Genomic DNA, 15,058 nt, shown 5'->3' on the forward strand with positions numbered 1-15,058 from the left:
GGGGTGACGAGGCGACGGCGACAACTCCGGTGAGCGTGATGCCGGTGAGTCATCTAGATGACGGAGAGGCATCACGCTCACCGGGGTGACCGCCGCCATTTTCAGCCAGCGGCCTGAACCCACGCCGATCCCGGTGGGCAACCGCGCTGAGTCGTCAATCCGCCGCAGGGCTGTCGGGAACGCCTCGATCCGGGCCAGCATGCCGGGATGTCATCGACTCGCCTCGGCAACCTCCTCGGCGCCGCGCTACGGCAACAACGTCAACGACGCGAGCTGAGCCAGCGTCAGCTCGCCGGGCTCGCCGAGGTCAGCCAGGCGGCGGTGGCCCGGATCGAACGCGGCGAGCGCTCGCCGAGCATCCCGGCGCTGGAGCGGCTGTTCGCCGCGATGGACGTGCAGTTGGCGGTCGCGGTCGAGCCGCTGGACGCGCACCTCGACGCCCGCATCGACGAACTGGCAGCCAAGCCGATCGCCGAACGCATCGACGAGCTGGGCCTGGACGAGATGCTCGACCGGCTCCCCGACCTTCCGCAGGTGCTCACCGGCGGCACGGCGGCGCTGTTGCAGGGCGCGCCGGTGCCGGTCGACGCCGTGGAGATCGCCCTGCGATGGGAGGACTCGAAGCGGTTCACCGCCTGGCTGGAGGCGAACTACGGGCAGCGCTGGAACGCCCGCTGGGAGGAGTTCGGCGGGGTGTGGCTGGAGCCGGAGGAGCCGGGCGAGCACCGCTGGTCGACCCGGTACGGCGAGATCAGGGCGACCATGTGCGACGAACTGCCGGAGACGATCGAGGTGCGTCACGATGGCCGCGACTACCGGGTGGTGCCGCTGGTCGAGTTGGAGCTGACCGAGCCGCGGGCCGCCGACCTGCTGCGCCGCTACCGCGCCCGGCACCTTGCTGCCGAGGGCTGACCCGAGCCGCGCGGCGAGAGCCGTGGCGTCTCGCCGCGCGGGGCACGGCCCGGCGAACCGGCGCCGCAGTCTGCGCCGCCGGATCAGCCGAGGCGCGGTCTGCGCCGCCGGGTCAGCCGGCGGTGCGCTCCCAGTCGATGGTCGGACGGCCGGCGTCGGCGAGGGCCTTGTTGGCGGCGCTGAACGGGCGGCTGCCCAGGAAGCCGCGCGGGTTCATCGGGCTCGGGTGACCGGCCTCCAGCACGACGTGCCGGGAGTTGGTGACCAGGCCCGCCTTCTTGCGGGCGTAGCCGCCCCAGAGCAGGAAGACCACCCGGTCCGGCAGCGCGTCCAGCGCCCGGATGGTGGCGTCGGTGAACTCCTCCCAGCCGGCGTTCGCGTGCGAGCCGGGAGTGGCCTGGCGGACGGTCAGCACCGCGTTGAGCAGCAGTACGCCCTGCGCCGCCCAGCCGTCGAGGTTGCCGCTGCGCGGCTTGGGCACGCCCACGTCCTCGCCCAACTCCTTGAAGACGTTGCGCAGTGACGGCGGCACCGACACGCCCTCGCGGACGCTGAAGCTCAGCCCGTGCGCCTGCCCGGCCCGGTGGTACGGGTCCTGCCCGAGGATCAGCACCCGGGTGCCCTCCGGCGGGCAGAGCCGGTACGCCGAGAAGAGGTCCTCCAGCGGCGGGAAGACGGTCTGCGTCGCGTACTCCCGGGCGACGAACTCGCCCAGCGCGGCCGTGCGGGCCGGATCGAGGTGCGGGGTGAGCACGGCACGCCACTGCTCCGGCAGCAGCGCCAGCAGATCCAGGGCGGGGGCATCGTCGGGCATCAGGAACCTCTTCCAGCGCGGGTCGGTCCCCCGCACTCTAGGCACCAGGTCCGACAACGCCGGCCCTAGCCCAGCTCGGCCAACCGTCGGGCCCAGTCACCACCGACCGGGTCCAGCTCGACGACCCGGGTGTCGTCGTCACGGCGGTCGATGCGGACCCGCAGGTGCGCGTCGACCAACTGTTCCACCAGGCCCTCGCCCCACTCCACGACGGTCACCGAGTCGTCCACCGAGGCGTCCAGGTCCAGGTCGTCGATCTCGGCGCGCGGATCTGTGGCGGCGCCCAGCCGGTACGCGTCGGCGTGCACCAGGGCCACCCGACCGCCCCGGGCCGGATCGGGCTGGTGCACGCGGGCGATCACGAACGTCGGCGAGGTGACGTCCCCGAGGACGTTGAGCCCGACACCGACGCCCTGGGTGAGCGCGGTCTTGCCGGCGCCCAGCGGGCCGGTCAACAGCACCAGGTCACCGGCGCGCAGCAGCCCGGCGAGCCGGCGGCCGAACTCCCGAGTGTCCTCGACGGTCGGCAGTTTGACGACGAAACTCACCGGTCCTCCATGCTCTCCAGTGATTCGAGGAACCGCGCCAGCGCGGCGTTGACCTCGTCGGCGTGCTCCAGCATGACCACGTGGCCACTGTCTTTGATCTTGATGAACTCGGCGTGCGGCAGCCGCCGGACGATCTCCTCGGAGTGCGTCACCGGCGTGATCATGTCCTTGTCGCCGACGACCACCAGCACCGGCGCGTTCGCCAACGCCGCGAGCGCCGGAAAACGCGAGTGCGTGGCGAGGGTACGCAGGTAGCGGGTCACCGTGTCGGCCGAGGTCCGGGAGTTCATGGTCTCCACGTAGGACACCAGCCGAGGGCTGGGCTTGCGGGTGCCGAAGCCGTACTTGCGGGTCAGCAACCAGGCCACGTTCGACGTCGACTTGCGGGCCCTGTCGATCACCGGACCGCCGTACCGGGTGGCGTTGCTGACCATGTAGAGCACCGGACCACCGACCCGACCCAGCAGCGCCGGGGCGACCAGCTTGGTCTCCGCGACGAGACCGCCCGACGTGGCCATCAGCACCGTGCCGACCACCCGGTCACCGAACAGCTCCGGAAACAGCTCGGCGAACGCCATGATGGTCATGCCGCCCATCGAGTGGCCGACCAGCACCAGGGGCCCGTCCGGGGCGACCCGGTCGATCACCCGGCGCAGGGTCCGACCGAGCACGGCCAGGTCGTACTCGCCGGTCTCCAACCGGCCGGAGCGACCGTGACCGGGCTGGTCGTACGCCACGATCCGGTAGTCGCCGCGCGCGGCGAGCATCTTGCGCTGGAAGTGGAAGGTCCCCATGTCCAGGCAGAACCCGTGCACCAGCACCACCGTCGGGTGCCCCGGCACCGGCCGGGTCGGCTCGACCACCTCGACGTGGATGTCGGTGCCGTCCGGCAGTTCCAGCCGGAACGCCTCGTCGTACCTCTGCTCGCCGAACGTCTCGTCGGCGTAGCGGTCGGTCGGGTCGGTCTTGAGCCGGCGGACCAGGGTGCGTTCGGTCGCGACGCCGGCGGCCAGACCGGCCGCCGCCACCCCGACGGCCGCGCCGACCAGGCCGGCGACGCGGCCGGCCGCGGTCCGCGGACGCGGGATGCGGTACGCCATCAGGGGCGCTCGCCGTCGTAGACGCGCGGTACCCGGGTGCTGCCGAACCGGGTGACGATCTCATAGTTGATGGTGCCGGCCGCCTCGGCCCAGTCGTCGGCCGTCGGCTCGCCGTCGGCGCCACTGCCGAACAGGGTCGCCACGTCGCCGTCGGCCACCGGGTCGTCGCCGCAGTCGATCACGAACTGGTCCATGCAGACCCGTCCGGAGATCGTCCGCCGCGCGCCGGCGAGCTGCACCGGCCCGGTGTTGGACGCGTGCCGGGGAACCCCGTCGGCGTACCCGAGCGGCACCACGGCGAGGTTCGCGTCCGACTCCGTCGTGTAGGTGTGGCCGTAGGAGACACCGGTGCCGGCCGGCACCCGCTTGGTCAACATCACCCGGGCCCGGGCGGTCATCGCCGGACGCAACCCGTACGTCTCGCCGGCCACCGGGGACAGACCGTAGACGGCCAGCCCGGGACGGACCAGGTCGAAGTGCGTGTCGGGGCGGGTCAGGGTGGCCGCCGAGTTGGCCAGGTGCCGCCAGCGGGGACGCAGTCCGGCCCGCTCGACCATGGCCAGGCCCTCGTGGAAGACGGCGAGCTGCCGGTCGGTGGTCGGGTGGCCGGGCATGTCGGCGTACACGAAGTGGCTCCACACCCCGACCACCTCGACCAGGCCGTCGGCCTGGGCCTTCGCGGCGGCGTCGAGCAGGGCCGGCCAGTCGGCGACGGTGGCGCCACCCCGCGACAATCCGGTGTCGATCTTCAGGTGCAGCCGGGCGGGACGCCCGGCACGCCGGCTCGCCTCGATCATCTCGTCGAGCTGCGGCAGGCTGGCGGCACCGAGGTCCACCCCGGCGCTGACGCCCTCGTGCAGCGGCAACCCGGGCGCGAGCAGCCACGCCAGCACGGGTGCGGTGATCCCGTTCCGGCGCAGCGTGAGCGCCTCGTCGAGGGTGCAGACGCCGAGCCAGTCGGCCCCGGCGTCCAGCGCCGCCCGGGCGGCCGGGAGCATGCCGTGGCCGTACCCGTCGCCCTTCACCACCGCCATCAGCTCGGCGGTGGTGCCGGAGCGGAGCCGGCTCACGTTCTCGCGGATCGCGTCAAGATCGACACGTACCTCGGCCTGCCACATGCGCCCAGCCTACTTTCCAGCCTGATCACCGTGGGCGGCGACGCTCGGCCCGGCGTACTCCTCGGGTCGATACGGGACGATCACGACAGCCGGGCGATGACCGGGCGCAGCGCGGCCACCACGTCGGGCGCGGTCACCGGGCCGCCCCGGGCCGCCTCCCGACCGGCCAGCCCGTGCAGGTACGCGGCCCCGGCGGCCGCCCGGTCCGCCGGCACCCCGGACGCCAGCAGCGAGCCGAGCAACCCGGCCAGCACGTCGCCGGTGCCGCCGGTGGCCAGCGCCGGGGTGCCGGTCGGATTGACGTACGCCCGGCCGTCCGGCGTGCCGATCACCGTGCGGTCCCCCTTGAGCAGCACCACGGCGTTCATCCAGGCGGCCAGCCGCAGCGCGGACCCGACCCGGTCGCCGCCCGGCTCCTCCCCGCACAGCCGGGTGAACTCCCGGTCGTGCGGGGTGACCACGATCGGGGCGTCCCGGCCGCGCAACCGGTCGGCGAGTGAGCCGTCGACCAGCAGGGTCAACGCGTCCGCGTCGAGCACCACCGGCACCGACGTCGCCAGGACGGCCCGCAGCTCGGCCGCCGCGTCGTCCCCGGTGCCCAACCCCGAGCCGCACACCCACGCCTGCACCCGGCCGGCGTCGGCCACGCGGGGCGTGGCGATCACCGAGGGGTGCTGGTGCAGCACCTCGGCGCGGGCCCCACCGGCGTACCGGACCAGGCCGGTCGGCCCGGCGAGCGCACCGCCGACGGAGAGCACCGCCGCGCCCGGGTACGTCGCCGAGCCGGTCGCCACCCCCACCACACCCCGGGTGTACTTCTCCGAGGCGGCACCCAGCTCCGGCCACCACCGCACCAGGTCGGACCACTCGGTGACGTGCAGCGCGGGGCTGCCCCGCAGCCACGGTTCCAACCCGATGTCGACCAGTTCCACCTGCCCGGCCAGCGCGGCGGCCGGCCCGACCACCAGGGCGGGCTTGAGCGCCCCGAAGGCGACGGTCACGTCGGCGCGGACGGCGGTGGGCCGGCCGGACGCGGACAGCGGCATGTGCCCGGTGTCCACCGCCACCCCACTCGGCACGTCCACGGCGAGGACGGTGGCCCGCTGGCCGTCGCGCCCACGCAGGTCGCCCAGCCGCTGGACGACCTCGTCCGCGTTCGCCCGCAGCCCGCCCGTGCCGCCGATCCCGACGATGCCGTCGAGGACCAGGTCGACCGGACCGGCGGGGTGGTCCACCAGCCGGCCACCAGCGGCGCGCAGCGCGGCCAGCCCCGCGACGTGCGCCCGGCCCGGAGTGAGCAGCAGGGCGGAGACCTCGACGCCGCGACGGGCCAGGCGCTCGCCGGCGTAGAGCGCGTCGCCACCGTTGTCGCCGGAGCCGACGAGCAGCAGCACCCGGCCGCCGTACACGCCGCCGCGCTCGGCGAGCAGCAGGGCGGCCCGGCGGGCCAGCCCGGCGGCGGCCCGCTGCATCAGCGTGCCCTCCGGCAGCGTGCCCATCAGCCCCGCCTCGGCGGCCCGTACGTCGGCCACCCGCCACACCGGTCTCATGTCACCGTGTCCCATCCGTTTCGCGGGCTGGCCGGCACGGCCCACCCGGCCGACGTCACCGTTCCGCGACCACCATCGCCGACGCGATTCCACCGTCGTGCGAGAGCGAGAGGTGCCAGTGGTTGATGCCGCGCTCGACGGCCACCGCCGCGACGGTGCCCGACACGCTCAGCCACGGCCGCCCGTCCGCGTCGGGCACGATCTCGCAGTCGTGCCAGCGCAGGCCGGCCGGGGCGCCGAGCGCCTTGGCGACGGCCTCCTTCGCGGCGAAGCGGGCGGCCAACGACTCGGGCGAGCGCGGACCGCCGGAACGGGTGACCCGCTCCGGCCCGGTGAAGAGCCGGTCGGCGAGCAGCGGCGTCCGCGCCAGGGACCGGGTGAACCGGTCCACCAGGACGACGTCGAGGCCGACAGCGACGATCACCAGACCACCCTACCGGCGGTGGCGGCGGCAGATTAGCCGTCGGGCCCGCCGGGGGCAACGCCTGTGGACACCCGGGGGTACGACCACGGCCCGCTGTCCACAGGGCACTCCGCCACGGTCCGACGCTGCCTAGCGTTCACCGCGTCGATGCCGATCCAGCACGGGGGTGGGATCTATGACCGAGGAGCCGTTCGCCGTCCGGCCGCAGGAGCTGCGCGCCGAGGCCGGCGCGCTCGACGACGAGGCGTACCGGTTGGCGTGGGGTCTGGCGCGGGTGCCCGGGCTGCTGGTGCCGGCGCCGGGCTGGCGTACGGCCGCCGCGTTGGCCGGGTTGGAGGCGGCCGGGCACGCCTGGTTCTGCCGGCTGGGCACGGCGGTGGCGGCGACCGCCGGTGGGGTCCGTGCCGCGGCCGAGGCGTACGAGACGGTGGACGACCGGGCCGCCGGTCGGTTCGCCACCGTGCCCCGGTGAGCGGGGTCGGCTACCGGCAGCTCTGGGCCGCCGATCCGGCCGGTTGGCGGGCGGCCGGATCGGCCTGGGCGGGGCTGACGGGGGCGGTCGACCGGTACGCCGACGAGCTGGCCGGCACGGCTGGACGGCTGCGCAGTGGCTGGTCCGGTGCGGCGGCCACGGCGGCCGACGCCCGGCTCACCGGACTCCGTGCCGAGCTGACGTCGGTGACGCCGGCGCTGATCGAGGCCGACCAGACGCTTGCCGAGCTGGCCGGGCAGCTCGCCGTGGCGAAGGCGCGACTCGCCGAGGCGGTCGCCCGGGCCGAGGCGGCCGACCTGCTGGTGGACCGGACCGGCGGTGTACGGGCCGGCCCGTCGCACTCCACGCGGGCGGCCGCGATCGCGGTGGCGGGCGTGGCGGTGGCGGTGCGAGCGGCGATCGAGGGGGCCGATGCGGCAGACCGGGCGGCTGCCGACCGGTTGACCGAGTTGGCCCGTGCCGCCGGTGCCGGCTGGGCCTCCCCGGCACCGCCCGGCCGGCCGGCGGTCGGGGCGTCGCCACCGGTGGTACGCGCCTGGTGGTCCGGGCTGACCCCGGCCCAGCGGCGCTGGCTGGTCGGGCACGAGCCGGCCCTGGTCGGTGCTCTGGACGGGGTGCCGGTGGCGGCCCGCGACCAGGCCAACCGCCTGCTGCTCGGCGCGCGGCGCGAGGAGTTGCTGGCCGAGCGGCGGCGGTTGCTGGCCCGGGTGCCGCCGGGGCCGCTGGCGTCGGTGCGACTGCGCGCGCTGGCGGCGCGGTTGGCCGGCCTGGACACGCTCACCGAGCGGCTGGCCGGTGGGCAGCCGCGGGCGTACCTGTTGGGGCTGGATCCGACCGGTGAGGGGCGGGTGGTGGTGGCGCTCGACGACCCGGATCATGCCGACCGGGTGCTGACCTACGTGCCGGGGATGACCGCCGGGCTGGACGACGCCCCCGGCGAGCTGGGGCGGGCCGCCCGGGTGCTGGAGCGCTGCGGGGCGCTCGCGCCGGGTGAGCGCAGCGCGGCGGTGCTGTGGCTGGATTACGACGCCCCGGATTTCCTCACCGAGGCGGCGTCCGCCGGCCAGGCCCGGGACGCCGGCCCCGCGCTGCACCGTTTTCAGGAGGGCTTGCGCGCCACCCACGAGGGTCCGCCGGCCCGGCAGACGGTGCTCGGGCACAGCTACGGGTCGCTGGTGGTGGGCGTGGCCGCCCGGGAGCACGGGCTGGCGGCCGACGCGTTGATGTTCGTGGGCTCGCCCGGCGTGGGCGTGGCGCACGCCGACGAGCTGGGCGTCCCGGCCGGGCAGGTGTGGGCCGCCAGAGCGCCCGACGACGTGATCCGCCTGGCCCGGCCGGTCAGCGAACTGGGCCGCCCGGCCCTGATGGGCGCGGCTCCGCTCGCGGCGGCGCTGGCCTGGCCGGAGCGGACCGGCCACGAGCTGTGGTTCGGTCACGACCCGGCGGACGCCGGGTTCGGCGGCCGGGTGGTCCGCAGCGGTCGCGGCGGGCACGCCGGCTACTGGGCGCCGGACAACCCGGCGCTGGACGGGATGGCCCGCGTCGTGCTGGGCCGGTGATGGGAACGGGCCGCCTGGGCCATTGCCGGCAGCGCCGCCTGGGCGGCGACGGACCGGACTGCGGGCGACGGGATCCGGGCCACCCGACGGGGCGTCGACGACGAAGCCCCGGCCACCGCGGGTGCGGCGTGGCCGGGGCTCCGGGGTGTGGTCGGCGACTACTCGACGGTGACCGACTTGGCCAGGTTGCGGGGCTGGTCCACGTCGTGTCCCCGGGCCGCGGCGATCTCGGCGGCGAACACCTGGAGCGGCACCGTGGTGACGAGCGGGGCCAGCAGGGTGGGCGTACGCGGCACGTAGATCAGGTGGTCGGCGTACCGGACGACGGCCTCGTCGCCCTCCTCGGCGATCACGATGGTCCGCGCACCGCGTGCCCGGACCTCCTGGATGTTGGAGACGACCTTGTCGTGCAGCATGCCCCGGCCCACCGGAGAGGGCACCACGCAGATCACCGGGGTGCCCTTGTCGATCAGGGCGATCGGGCCGTGCTTCAGCTCACCGGCGGCGAAGCCCTCGGCGTGCATGTACGCCAACTCCTTGAGCTTGAGCGCGCCTTCCAGCGCCACCGGGTAGCCGACGTGCCGGCCGATGAACAGCACGGTCGGCTCGGACTTCAGCTCACGGGCCAGCTCGCGGACCGGCTCGATGCGGTCCAGCAGCTCGCGCAGCTTGCCCGGCATCTCCTGGAGCTGGGCCACCACCGCGCCGACCTCGTCGGCGAACTTGATGCCGCGTACCTGGGCCAGGTGCAGGCCGATCAGGTAGCAGGCGACAACCTGGGTGAGGAACGCCTTGGTGGAGGCGACGGCGATCTCCGGGCCGCCGTGGGTGTAGAGCACGGCGTCGGACTCGCGGGGGATGGTCGAGCCGTTGGTGTTGCAGATGGCCAGCACCCGGGCCTTCTGCTCCTTGGCGTGGCGTAGGGCCATCAGGGTGTCCATCGTCTCGCCGGACTGCGAGATCACCACGATCAGCGTGGACCGGTCGAGCACCGGGTCGCGGTAGCGGAACTCGCTGGCCAGCTCCACCTCGCACGGGATGCGGGTCCAGTGCTCGATGGCGTACTTGGCGACCAGACCGGCGTGGTACGCGGTGCCGCAGGCCACGATGAAGATCTTGTCGACGTCGCGCAGATCCTGGTCGCTGAGGCGGACCTCGTCCAGGGCGATCTCGCCGCTCTCGGTCAGCCGGCCGAGCAGGGTGTCGGCGATGGCCTGCGGCTGCTCCTCGATCTCCTTGAGCATGAACCAGTCGTAACCGCCCTTCTCGGCGGCCGACGAGTCCCAGTCGATGTGGAAGTCCTTGCCGCTGGCCGGCTGGCCGTCGAAGTCGGTGATCTCGATGCTGTCGGCGGTGATCAGGACGATCTGGTCCTGACCCAGCTCCACCGCCTCGCGGGTGTGCTCGATGAACGCGGCCACGTCGCTGGCCAGGTAGTTCTCGCCGTCGCCCCGACCGACGACAAGCGGCGAGTTGCGCCGGGCGCCGACCACCGCGCCGGGCACTGCGGCGTCGACCGCGAGCAGGGTGAACGCGCCCTCCAGCCGCTGGCAGACGACGCGCATGCCGGCGGCGAGCAGTTGCGGGCCGTCCGGCTGGCCGGCGGCGCGCAGGTCCGCCAGCGCGGCGGAGAGCAGGTGCGCGGCGCACTCGGTGTCGGTGTCGCTGCTGAACTGGACGCCGTCGGCCTCCAACTCGGCGCGGAGCTTGGCGAAGTTCTCGATGATGCCGTTGTGGATCACCGCGACGCGGCCGTCGGGGGCGAGGTGCGGGTGGGCGTTACGGTCGGTCGGTCCGCCGTGGGTGGCCCACCGGGTGTGCCCGATGCCGGTGGTGCCGTCACCGATGCCGATCGGGCTGGCCGCGCAGGAGGTCGGGTCGTCGGCGGCCCGCTCGGAGAGCACCTTCTCGAGGTTGGCGAGCTTGCCGGCCTTCTTCTCGGTCAGCAACTGGCCGTCGCAGACGATCGCGACGCCCGCCGAGTCGTAGCCCCGGTATTCCAGCCGCCGCAGCCCGTCGAGCACGATGCTCAGCGCCGGGCGCGAGCCGGCGTATCCCACGATTCCACACATGGCCCGCAGCCTAACCCAGTTTCGCTCACCATGGGTGCTCGAAAGACGGCTAAACAAGCACCGAATTTGAGCGATCGACGGTTGGCGGGCCGCAATGGGACGAGCGTCACGAGCCGGGCCGCCGTTTCACGGAACCGGACGGGGTTGCGGGACGACCGGCGGGTACGACAGTCTTCCGGCGGGCTCGGCGTGCGCTCCGCTGGCTCCTTGACCCCTTACCCACTCCCGCCCGGAGCAGCCATGTCCGACGCGCCGCCGCCCGAGTCGTCTTCGACGCAGCCGCCCGATCCCACCCCGCCGCCACCGGAACCGACCGCCGGGCACGCCTCGCCGGCCCCGCCGCCCGGGCAGACGCCGGCGGGGCCGACACCCGGCTGGGACGCGCCGGACGCCTTCCCGACGTCGGGTCCGCTGGCGCCGGGCCAGCCCTGGGCACCCCCGGCACCCTGGGCGCCCCCGCCGGCGTCCGGGTGGACACCCGACGCCACCGGCACCCCGTGGACGCCCGATCCCACCGCCGTCCCGGGTACGCCCGAGCCCGCCGGACCGGGTGCCTGGACACCACCACCCCCGCCGCCGGAACACCCGCCGGCCGGCTATCCGCCGGGCTACCCACCACCGGGCTACCCACCACCGGGCTACCCACCGCCCGGCTACCCGCCGCCGTACCTCTATCCCGGCTATCCGCCGGCCGGCCGCCCCGGCGGCGGTGCCGGTCGGGTGGTCGGGATCGTCGCCGCGGTCGTCGCGGTACTCGCCGTGCTCGGGTGCGGATGCTTCTGCGTGTCCGGGTCACTGCTCGGCCAACTGGTCCCGGACACGGTCTCGGAGGACCCGTACGACAGCGACCCCTTCGGCGACGACACCTGGCCGCCGAGCGCAGCGCCCGAACCGCCCGCCGTGCCCGACACCCCCACGGCGGTGCCCACCAAGAAGCCGATCACCCGCCCGACATCCGGACCCGCGCCGGTGACGGTGGTCTACGAGGTCACCGGCACCGGCAGGGCGGACATCGCGTACTTCGACGCCGAGAGCGATCTCATCCACGTCGACGGCGCGAAGTTGCCCTGGCGCACGACCATCCGTACCAACGGCCAGAGTCGGGTCATGGTGGAGGCCAGGTGGTCCGACTACGAGGAAAGGCCGATCGGCTGCACCGTCACGGTCACCGGCGCCGGAGAGCCCGTGACGAACAAGACCCAGGGGACCTGGGCCACCAGTTGTGAGCCCGAGTGAGGGTGGAGCCGGGTCGGAGGGTGACCGTAGGCTGGCGCAGGTGACGACGAGCACCGATGTCGACCCGCTGGTGGCCCGGATGCGGCCGTTCGGTACGACGATCTTCGCCGAGATGTCCGCCCTCGCCGTACGGACCGGGGCGGTCAACCTCGGTCAGGGCTTCCCGGACACGGACGGTCCGCCGGAGATGCTGGCCGCCGCCGCCGAGGCGCTGCGCGGCGGGCAGAACCAGTACCCGCCCGGTCCGGGGATCCCCGCTCTGCGCGCGGCCGTCGCGGCGCACCAGCGCCGGTTCTACGACCTGGCGTACGACCCGGACGGCGAGATCGTGGTCACGGCGGGCGCGACCGAGGCGGTGGCGGCCACCATCCTGGCGCTCTGCGAACCGGGCGACGAGGTGGTGTGCTTCGAGCCGTACTACGACTCGTACGCCGCTTCGATCGCCCTGGCCGGCGCGGTCCGGCGGCCGGTCACGCTGCGTCCCGGCGCGGACGGCCGGTACGCCTTCGACCCGGAGGCGCTGCGGGCGGCGTTCGGCCCGCGCACCCGGCTGGTGCTGCTCAACTCGCCGCACAACCCGACCGGCAAGGTGTTCACGCCGGCCGAACTGACGCTGGTGGCCGAGCTGTGCCAGGAGTTCGACGCGTACGCGGTCACCGACGAGGTGTACGAGCACCTGGTGTTCACGGACGCGTCCAGTGCGCACATTCCGCTGGCCACGCTGCCCGGGATGCGGGAGCGGACACTGCGCATCTCGTCGGCCGGCAAGACGTTCTCCTGCACCGGCTGGAAGATCGGTTGGGTGAGCGGCCCCGGGGCGCTGGTCTCGGCGGTGGTGCGGGTGAAGCAGTTCCTCACCTACGTCAACGCCGCGCCGCTGCAACCGGCGGTCGCGGTGGCGCTGGCCCTGCCGGACGACTACTACACGGGCTTCCGGGACGCGTTGCAGCGGCAACGCGACCAGCTCATCGGCGGTCTCACCGACGCCGGGTTCGACGTGCTGACGCCGGAGGGCACGTACTTCGTCACCGCCGACATCACCGCCCTCGGTGGCACCGACGGGATGGAGTTCTGCCGGTCGCTGCCGGAGCGCTGCGGCGTGGTGGCGGTGCCCAGCCAGGTCTTCTACGACGACGTCGAGGCCGGCCGGCGACTGGTCCGTTTCGCGTTCTGCAAGCGCCCGGAGGTGCTGACCGAGGCGGTCACCCGGCTGCGCGCCCTGTCCCGCTGACCGGGCCGGGACGCCGGTTCCAAGCCCGGCGGCCCGGCGTGCGGACGGCTACGACGCGGCGGGGCTGGCGGTACGCACGAGGGCGGCGATCCGCTCGGCGACCTCGCGGGCGATCGCCTCGGTGGCGGCCTCGACCATCACCCGGACCAGCGGCTCGGTGCCCGACGGGCGCAGCAGCACCCGACCGGTCTCCCCCAGCTCCGCCTCGGCCCGCTCGACCTCGGCGCGGACGGCCGGCGCGTTGGCCCCGACGGTCCGGTCGCCGACCGGCACGTTGATCAGCACCTGCGGCAGCTTGGTGACCACCGAGGCCAGCTCGGCGAGCGACTTTCCGGTGGCGGCCATCCGGGCCATCAGGTGCAGCCCGGTGAGCACCCCGTCGCCGGTGGTGGCGTGGGCGGGCATGACGATGTGGCCGCTCTGCTCGCCGCCGAGCGCGAGCCCGGACGCGCGCAACTCCTCCAGCACGTACCGGTCGCCGACCTTGGTCTCGACCAGCCGGATGCCCTGCGCGGACATCGCCAGCCGCAGACCGAGGTTGCTCATCACGGTCGCCACCAGGGTGTCCTGGGTGAGCGTGCCGGCCTCCCGCATGGCCAGCGCGAGGATCGCCATCACCTGGTCGCCGTCGACCTCGTCGCCGTCGGCGCTGACCGCCACGATCCGGTCGGCGTCGCCGTCGTGCGCGATGCCCAGGTGGGCACCGTGCTGCACCACCGCCTCGCGCAGCGCCTCGATGTGGTTGGAGCCGCAGTCGTCGTTGATGTTCAGCCCGTCGGGCTCGGCGTGGATCGCGACGACCTCCGCGCCGGCCTCGCGGTAGGCGACCGGGGCGACCTCGCTGGCCGCGCCGTTGGCGCAGTCGACCACCACCTTGATCCCGTCCAGCCGGTGCGGCACCGCGCCGACGAGGTGCTGGACGTAGTGGTCCGCGCCGTCGAGCAGGTCGTGCACCCGGCCGACGCCGGCACCGATCGGGCGGTCCCAGGCGGTGGTGGCGTTCGCCTCCACCGCGGCCTCGATCTTCATCTCGATCTCGTCGGGCAGCTTGTGCCCGCCGGCGGCGAAGAGCTTGATGCCGTTGTCCGGCATCGGGTTGTGCGACGCGGAGAGCACCACCCCGAGGTCGGCCTTGGCCTCGGCGGTGAGGAACGCAACGGCCGGGGTGGGCAGCACGCCGACGCGTACGACGTTGGCGCCGGCGCTGGTCAGCCCGGCGACCACGGCGGCCTCCAGCATCTCGCCGCTGGCCCGGGTGTCCCGGCCGACCACGGCCAGCGGCGGGTGACTGCGGTCCGTCTCGGCGAGTGTGTGCGCGGCGGCCACGGCGAGCGCGAGCGCCAATTCGGGGGTGAGATCCGCGTTCGCCCGCCCGCGTACGCCGTCCGTGCCGAACAACCGACCCATACCCGCCAACCTCCGATGAGCAACTACCGATGAGGAGAAAGCGGAACGGCCGGCCCACCTCCCCGGTCGGGGGAGGCGGACCGGCCGTCCGTCAGAAGTACAACGCGCTGGGAAAGATCAGCGCTTCGAGTACTGGGGAGCCTTACGAGCCTTCTTGAGGCCGTACTTCTTGCTCTCCTTGACCCGGGCGTCCCGGGTGAGGAAGCCGGCCTTCTTGAGGGCCGGGCGGTCGTCCGGCTCGCTGACGATCAGCGCGCGGGCGATGGCCAGCCGCAGCGCACCGGCCTGGCCGGTGGTGCCGCCGCCACGCAGGTTGGCGATGACGTCGAACGCCTCGGGCTTCTCGGCGGTGACCAGCGGGTCCTTGATGAGCTGCTGGTGCACCTTGCTCGGGAAGTACGCCTCGAGGTCGCGGCCGTTGCAGGTGATCTTGCCGGTGCCCGGGACGATACGGACCCGGACGATGGCCTCCTTGCGCCGACCCACGGTCTGGATCGGGCGGTCACCACGCGGCGCGCGGGCGACGGGCGCCGGCGCCTCGGTGGCCTCGGGGGCAACCTCGGTCTCGGTGATGTCGGTCATGCTGCTTCCTTC

14 protein-coding genes are annotated in these 15,058 nt (G+C 74.0%); 5 read left to right on the plus strand and 9 right to left on the minus strand.

From position 1 onward, the window contains the following. Positions 1-207 precede the first annotated feature (207 nt). A complete protein-coding gene (locus tag ACN263_RS26000) occupies positions 208-912 on the plus strand; it encodes a helix-turn-helix domain-containing protein (RefSeq protein WP_422736917.1) in 705 nt (234 codons plus the stop codon). A gap of 112 nt (positions 913-1,024) precedes the next feature. Here ACN263_RS26000 and ung read toward each other — a convergent pair whose 3' ends face one another. From ung to ACN263_RS26030, 6 genes are all read right to left on the minus strand, one after another. After that, positions 1,025-1,726 carry a uracil-DNA glycosylase gene (gene ung / locus ACN263_RS26005; protein ID WP_422736918.1) on the minus strand — a complete coding sequence of 234 codons (702 nt, stop codon included), beginning with the start codon at positions 1,724-1,726 and terminating at the stop codon, positions 1,025-1,027. Positions 1,727-1,791: 65 nt separating this feature from the next. Beyond that, positions 1,792-2,274 carry a tRNA (adenosine(37)-N6)-threonylcarbamoyltransferase complex ATPase subunit type 1 TsaE gene (gene tsaE, locus ACN263_RS26010; protein ID WP_422736919.1) on the minus strand — a complete coding sequence of 161 codons (483 nt, stop codon included), beginning with the start codon at positions 2,272-2,274 and terminating at the stop codon, positions 1,792-1,794. After that, complete coding sequence (locus ACN263_RS26015) at positions 2,271-3,374, minus strand: alpha/beta fold hydrolase (RefSeq protein ID WP_422736920.1); 1,104 nt, start codon at positions 3,372-3,374, stop codon at positions 2,271-2,273. The genes tsaE and ACN263_RS26015 overlap by 4 nt, the downstream gene beginning before the upstream one ends. Then, on the minus strand, positions 3,374-4,492 hold the full coding sequence (gene alr / locus ACN263_RS26020) for an alanine racemase (RefSeq protein ID WP_422736921.1): 1,119 nt from the start codon (positions 4,490-4,492) through the stop codon (positions 3,374-3,376). Before alr ends, ACN263_RS26015 begins: the two co-directional genes overlap by 1 nt. A gap of 80 nt (positions 4,493-4,572) precedes the next feature. Further along, positions 4,573-6,042, minus strand: a complete 1,470-nt coding sequence (locus ACN263_RS26025; RefSeq protein ID WP_422736922.1) for an NAD(P)H-hydrate dehydratase — start codon at positions 6,040-6,042, stop codon at positions 4,573-4,575. Between the two features lie 55 nt (positions 6,043-6,097). Next, positions 6,098-6,466, minus strand: coding sequence for a holo-ACP synthase (locus tag ACN263_RS26030; protein ID WP_422736923.1), 369 nt, complete (start codon positions 6,464-6,466; stop codon positions 6,098-6,100). A 175-nt stretch (positions 6,467-6,641) separates the two neighbouring features. Between ACN263_RS26030 and ACN263_RS26035 the strand changes: the two genes are divergently transcribed. Together ACN263_RS26035 and ACN263_RS26040 are read left to right on the plus strand one after the other, a co-directional pair. Continuing rightward, positions 6,642-6,938, plus strand: coding sequence for a hypothetical protein (locus tag ACN263_RS26035; protein WP_422736924.1), 297 nt, complete (start codon positions 6,642-6,644; stop codon positions 6,936-6,938). Beyond that, entirely contained in the window at positions 6,935-8,518 is a 1,584-nt protein-coding gene (locus ACN263_RS26040; protein WP_422736925.1) for an alpha/beta hydrolase, read from the plus strand. Before ACN263_RS26035 ends, ACN263_RS26040 begins: the two co-directional genes overlap by 4 nt. 158 nt (positions 8,519-8,676) lie before the next feature. Here the strand turns inward: ACN263_RS26040 and glmS are convergent, their stop codons facing one another. Beyond that, positions 8,677-10,590 (minus strand): glutamine--fructose-6-phosphate transaminase (isomerizing), encoded by a 1,914-nt coding sequence (gene glmS / locus ACN263_RS26045; RefSeq protein WP_422736926.1) that lies wholly within the window; start codon positions 10,588-10,590, stop codon positions 8,677-8,679. Between the two features lie 240 nt (positions 10,591-10,830). Between glmS and ACN263_RS26050 the strand changes: the two genes are divergently transcribed. Together ACN263_RS26050 and ACN263_RS26055 are read left to right on the plus strand one after the other, a co-directional pair. After that, on the plus strand, positions 10,831-11,826 hold the full coding sequence (locus ACN263_RS26050; protein ID WP_422736927.1) for an MmpS family transport accessory protein: 996 nt from the start codon (positions 10,831-10,833) through the stop codon (positions 11,824-11,826). Positions 11,827-11,866: 40 nt separating this feature from the next. Next, the gene (locus tag ACN263_RS26055) at positions 11,867-13,057 is read left to right on the plus strand and encodes a pyridoxal phosphate-dependent aminotransferase (protein ID WP_422736928.1); all 1,191 of its coding nucleotides are present in this window, start codon (positions 11,867-11,869) and stop codon (positions 13,055-13,057) included. Between the two features lie 48 nt (positions 13,058-13,105). Here the strand turns inward: ACN263_RS26055 and glmM are convergent, their stop codons facing one another. Beyond that, entirely contained in the window at positions 13,106-14,464 is a 1,359-nt protein-coding gene (glmM, locus tag ACN263_RS26060; protein ID WP_422736929.1) for a phosphoglucosamine mutase, read from the minus strand. A 117-nt stretch (positions 14,465-14,581) separates the two neighbouring features. Beyond that, complete coding sequence (gene rpsI / locus ACN263_RS26065; protein ID WP_139582597.1) at positions 14,582-15,046, minus strand: 30S ribosomal protein S9; 465 nt, start codon at positions 15,044-15,046, stop codon at positions 14,582-14,584. Positions 15,047-15,058 lie beyond the last annotated feature (12 nt).

Origin of the sequence: Micromonospora sp. WMMD729 (assembly GCF_049315225.1) — a bacterium.
Classification (GTDB): Bacteria; Actinomycetota; Actinomycetes; order Mycobacteriales; family Micromonosporaceae; genus Micromonospora.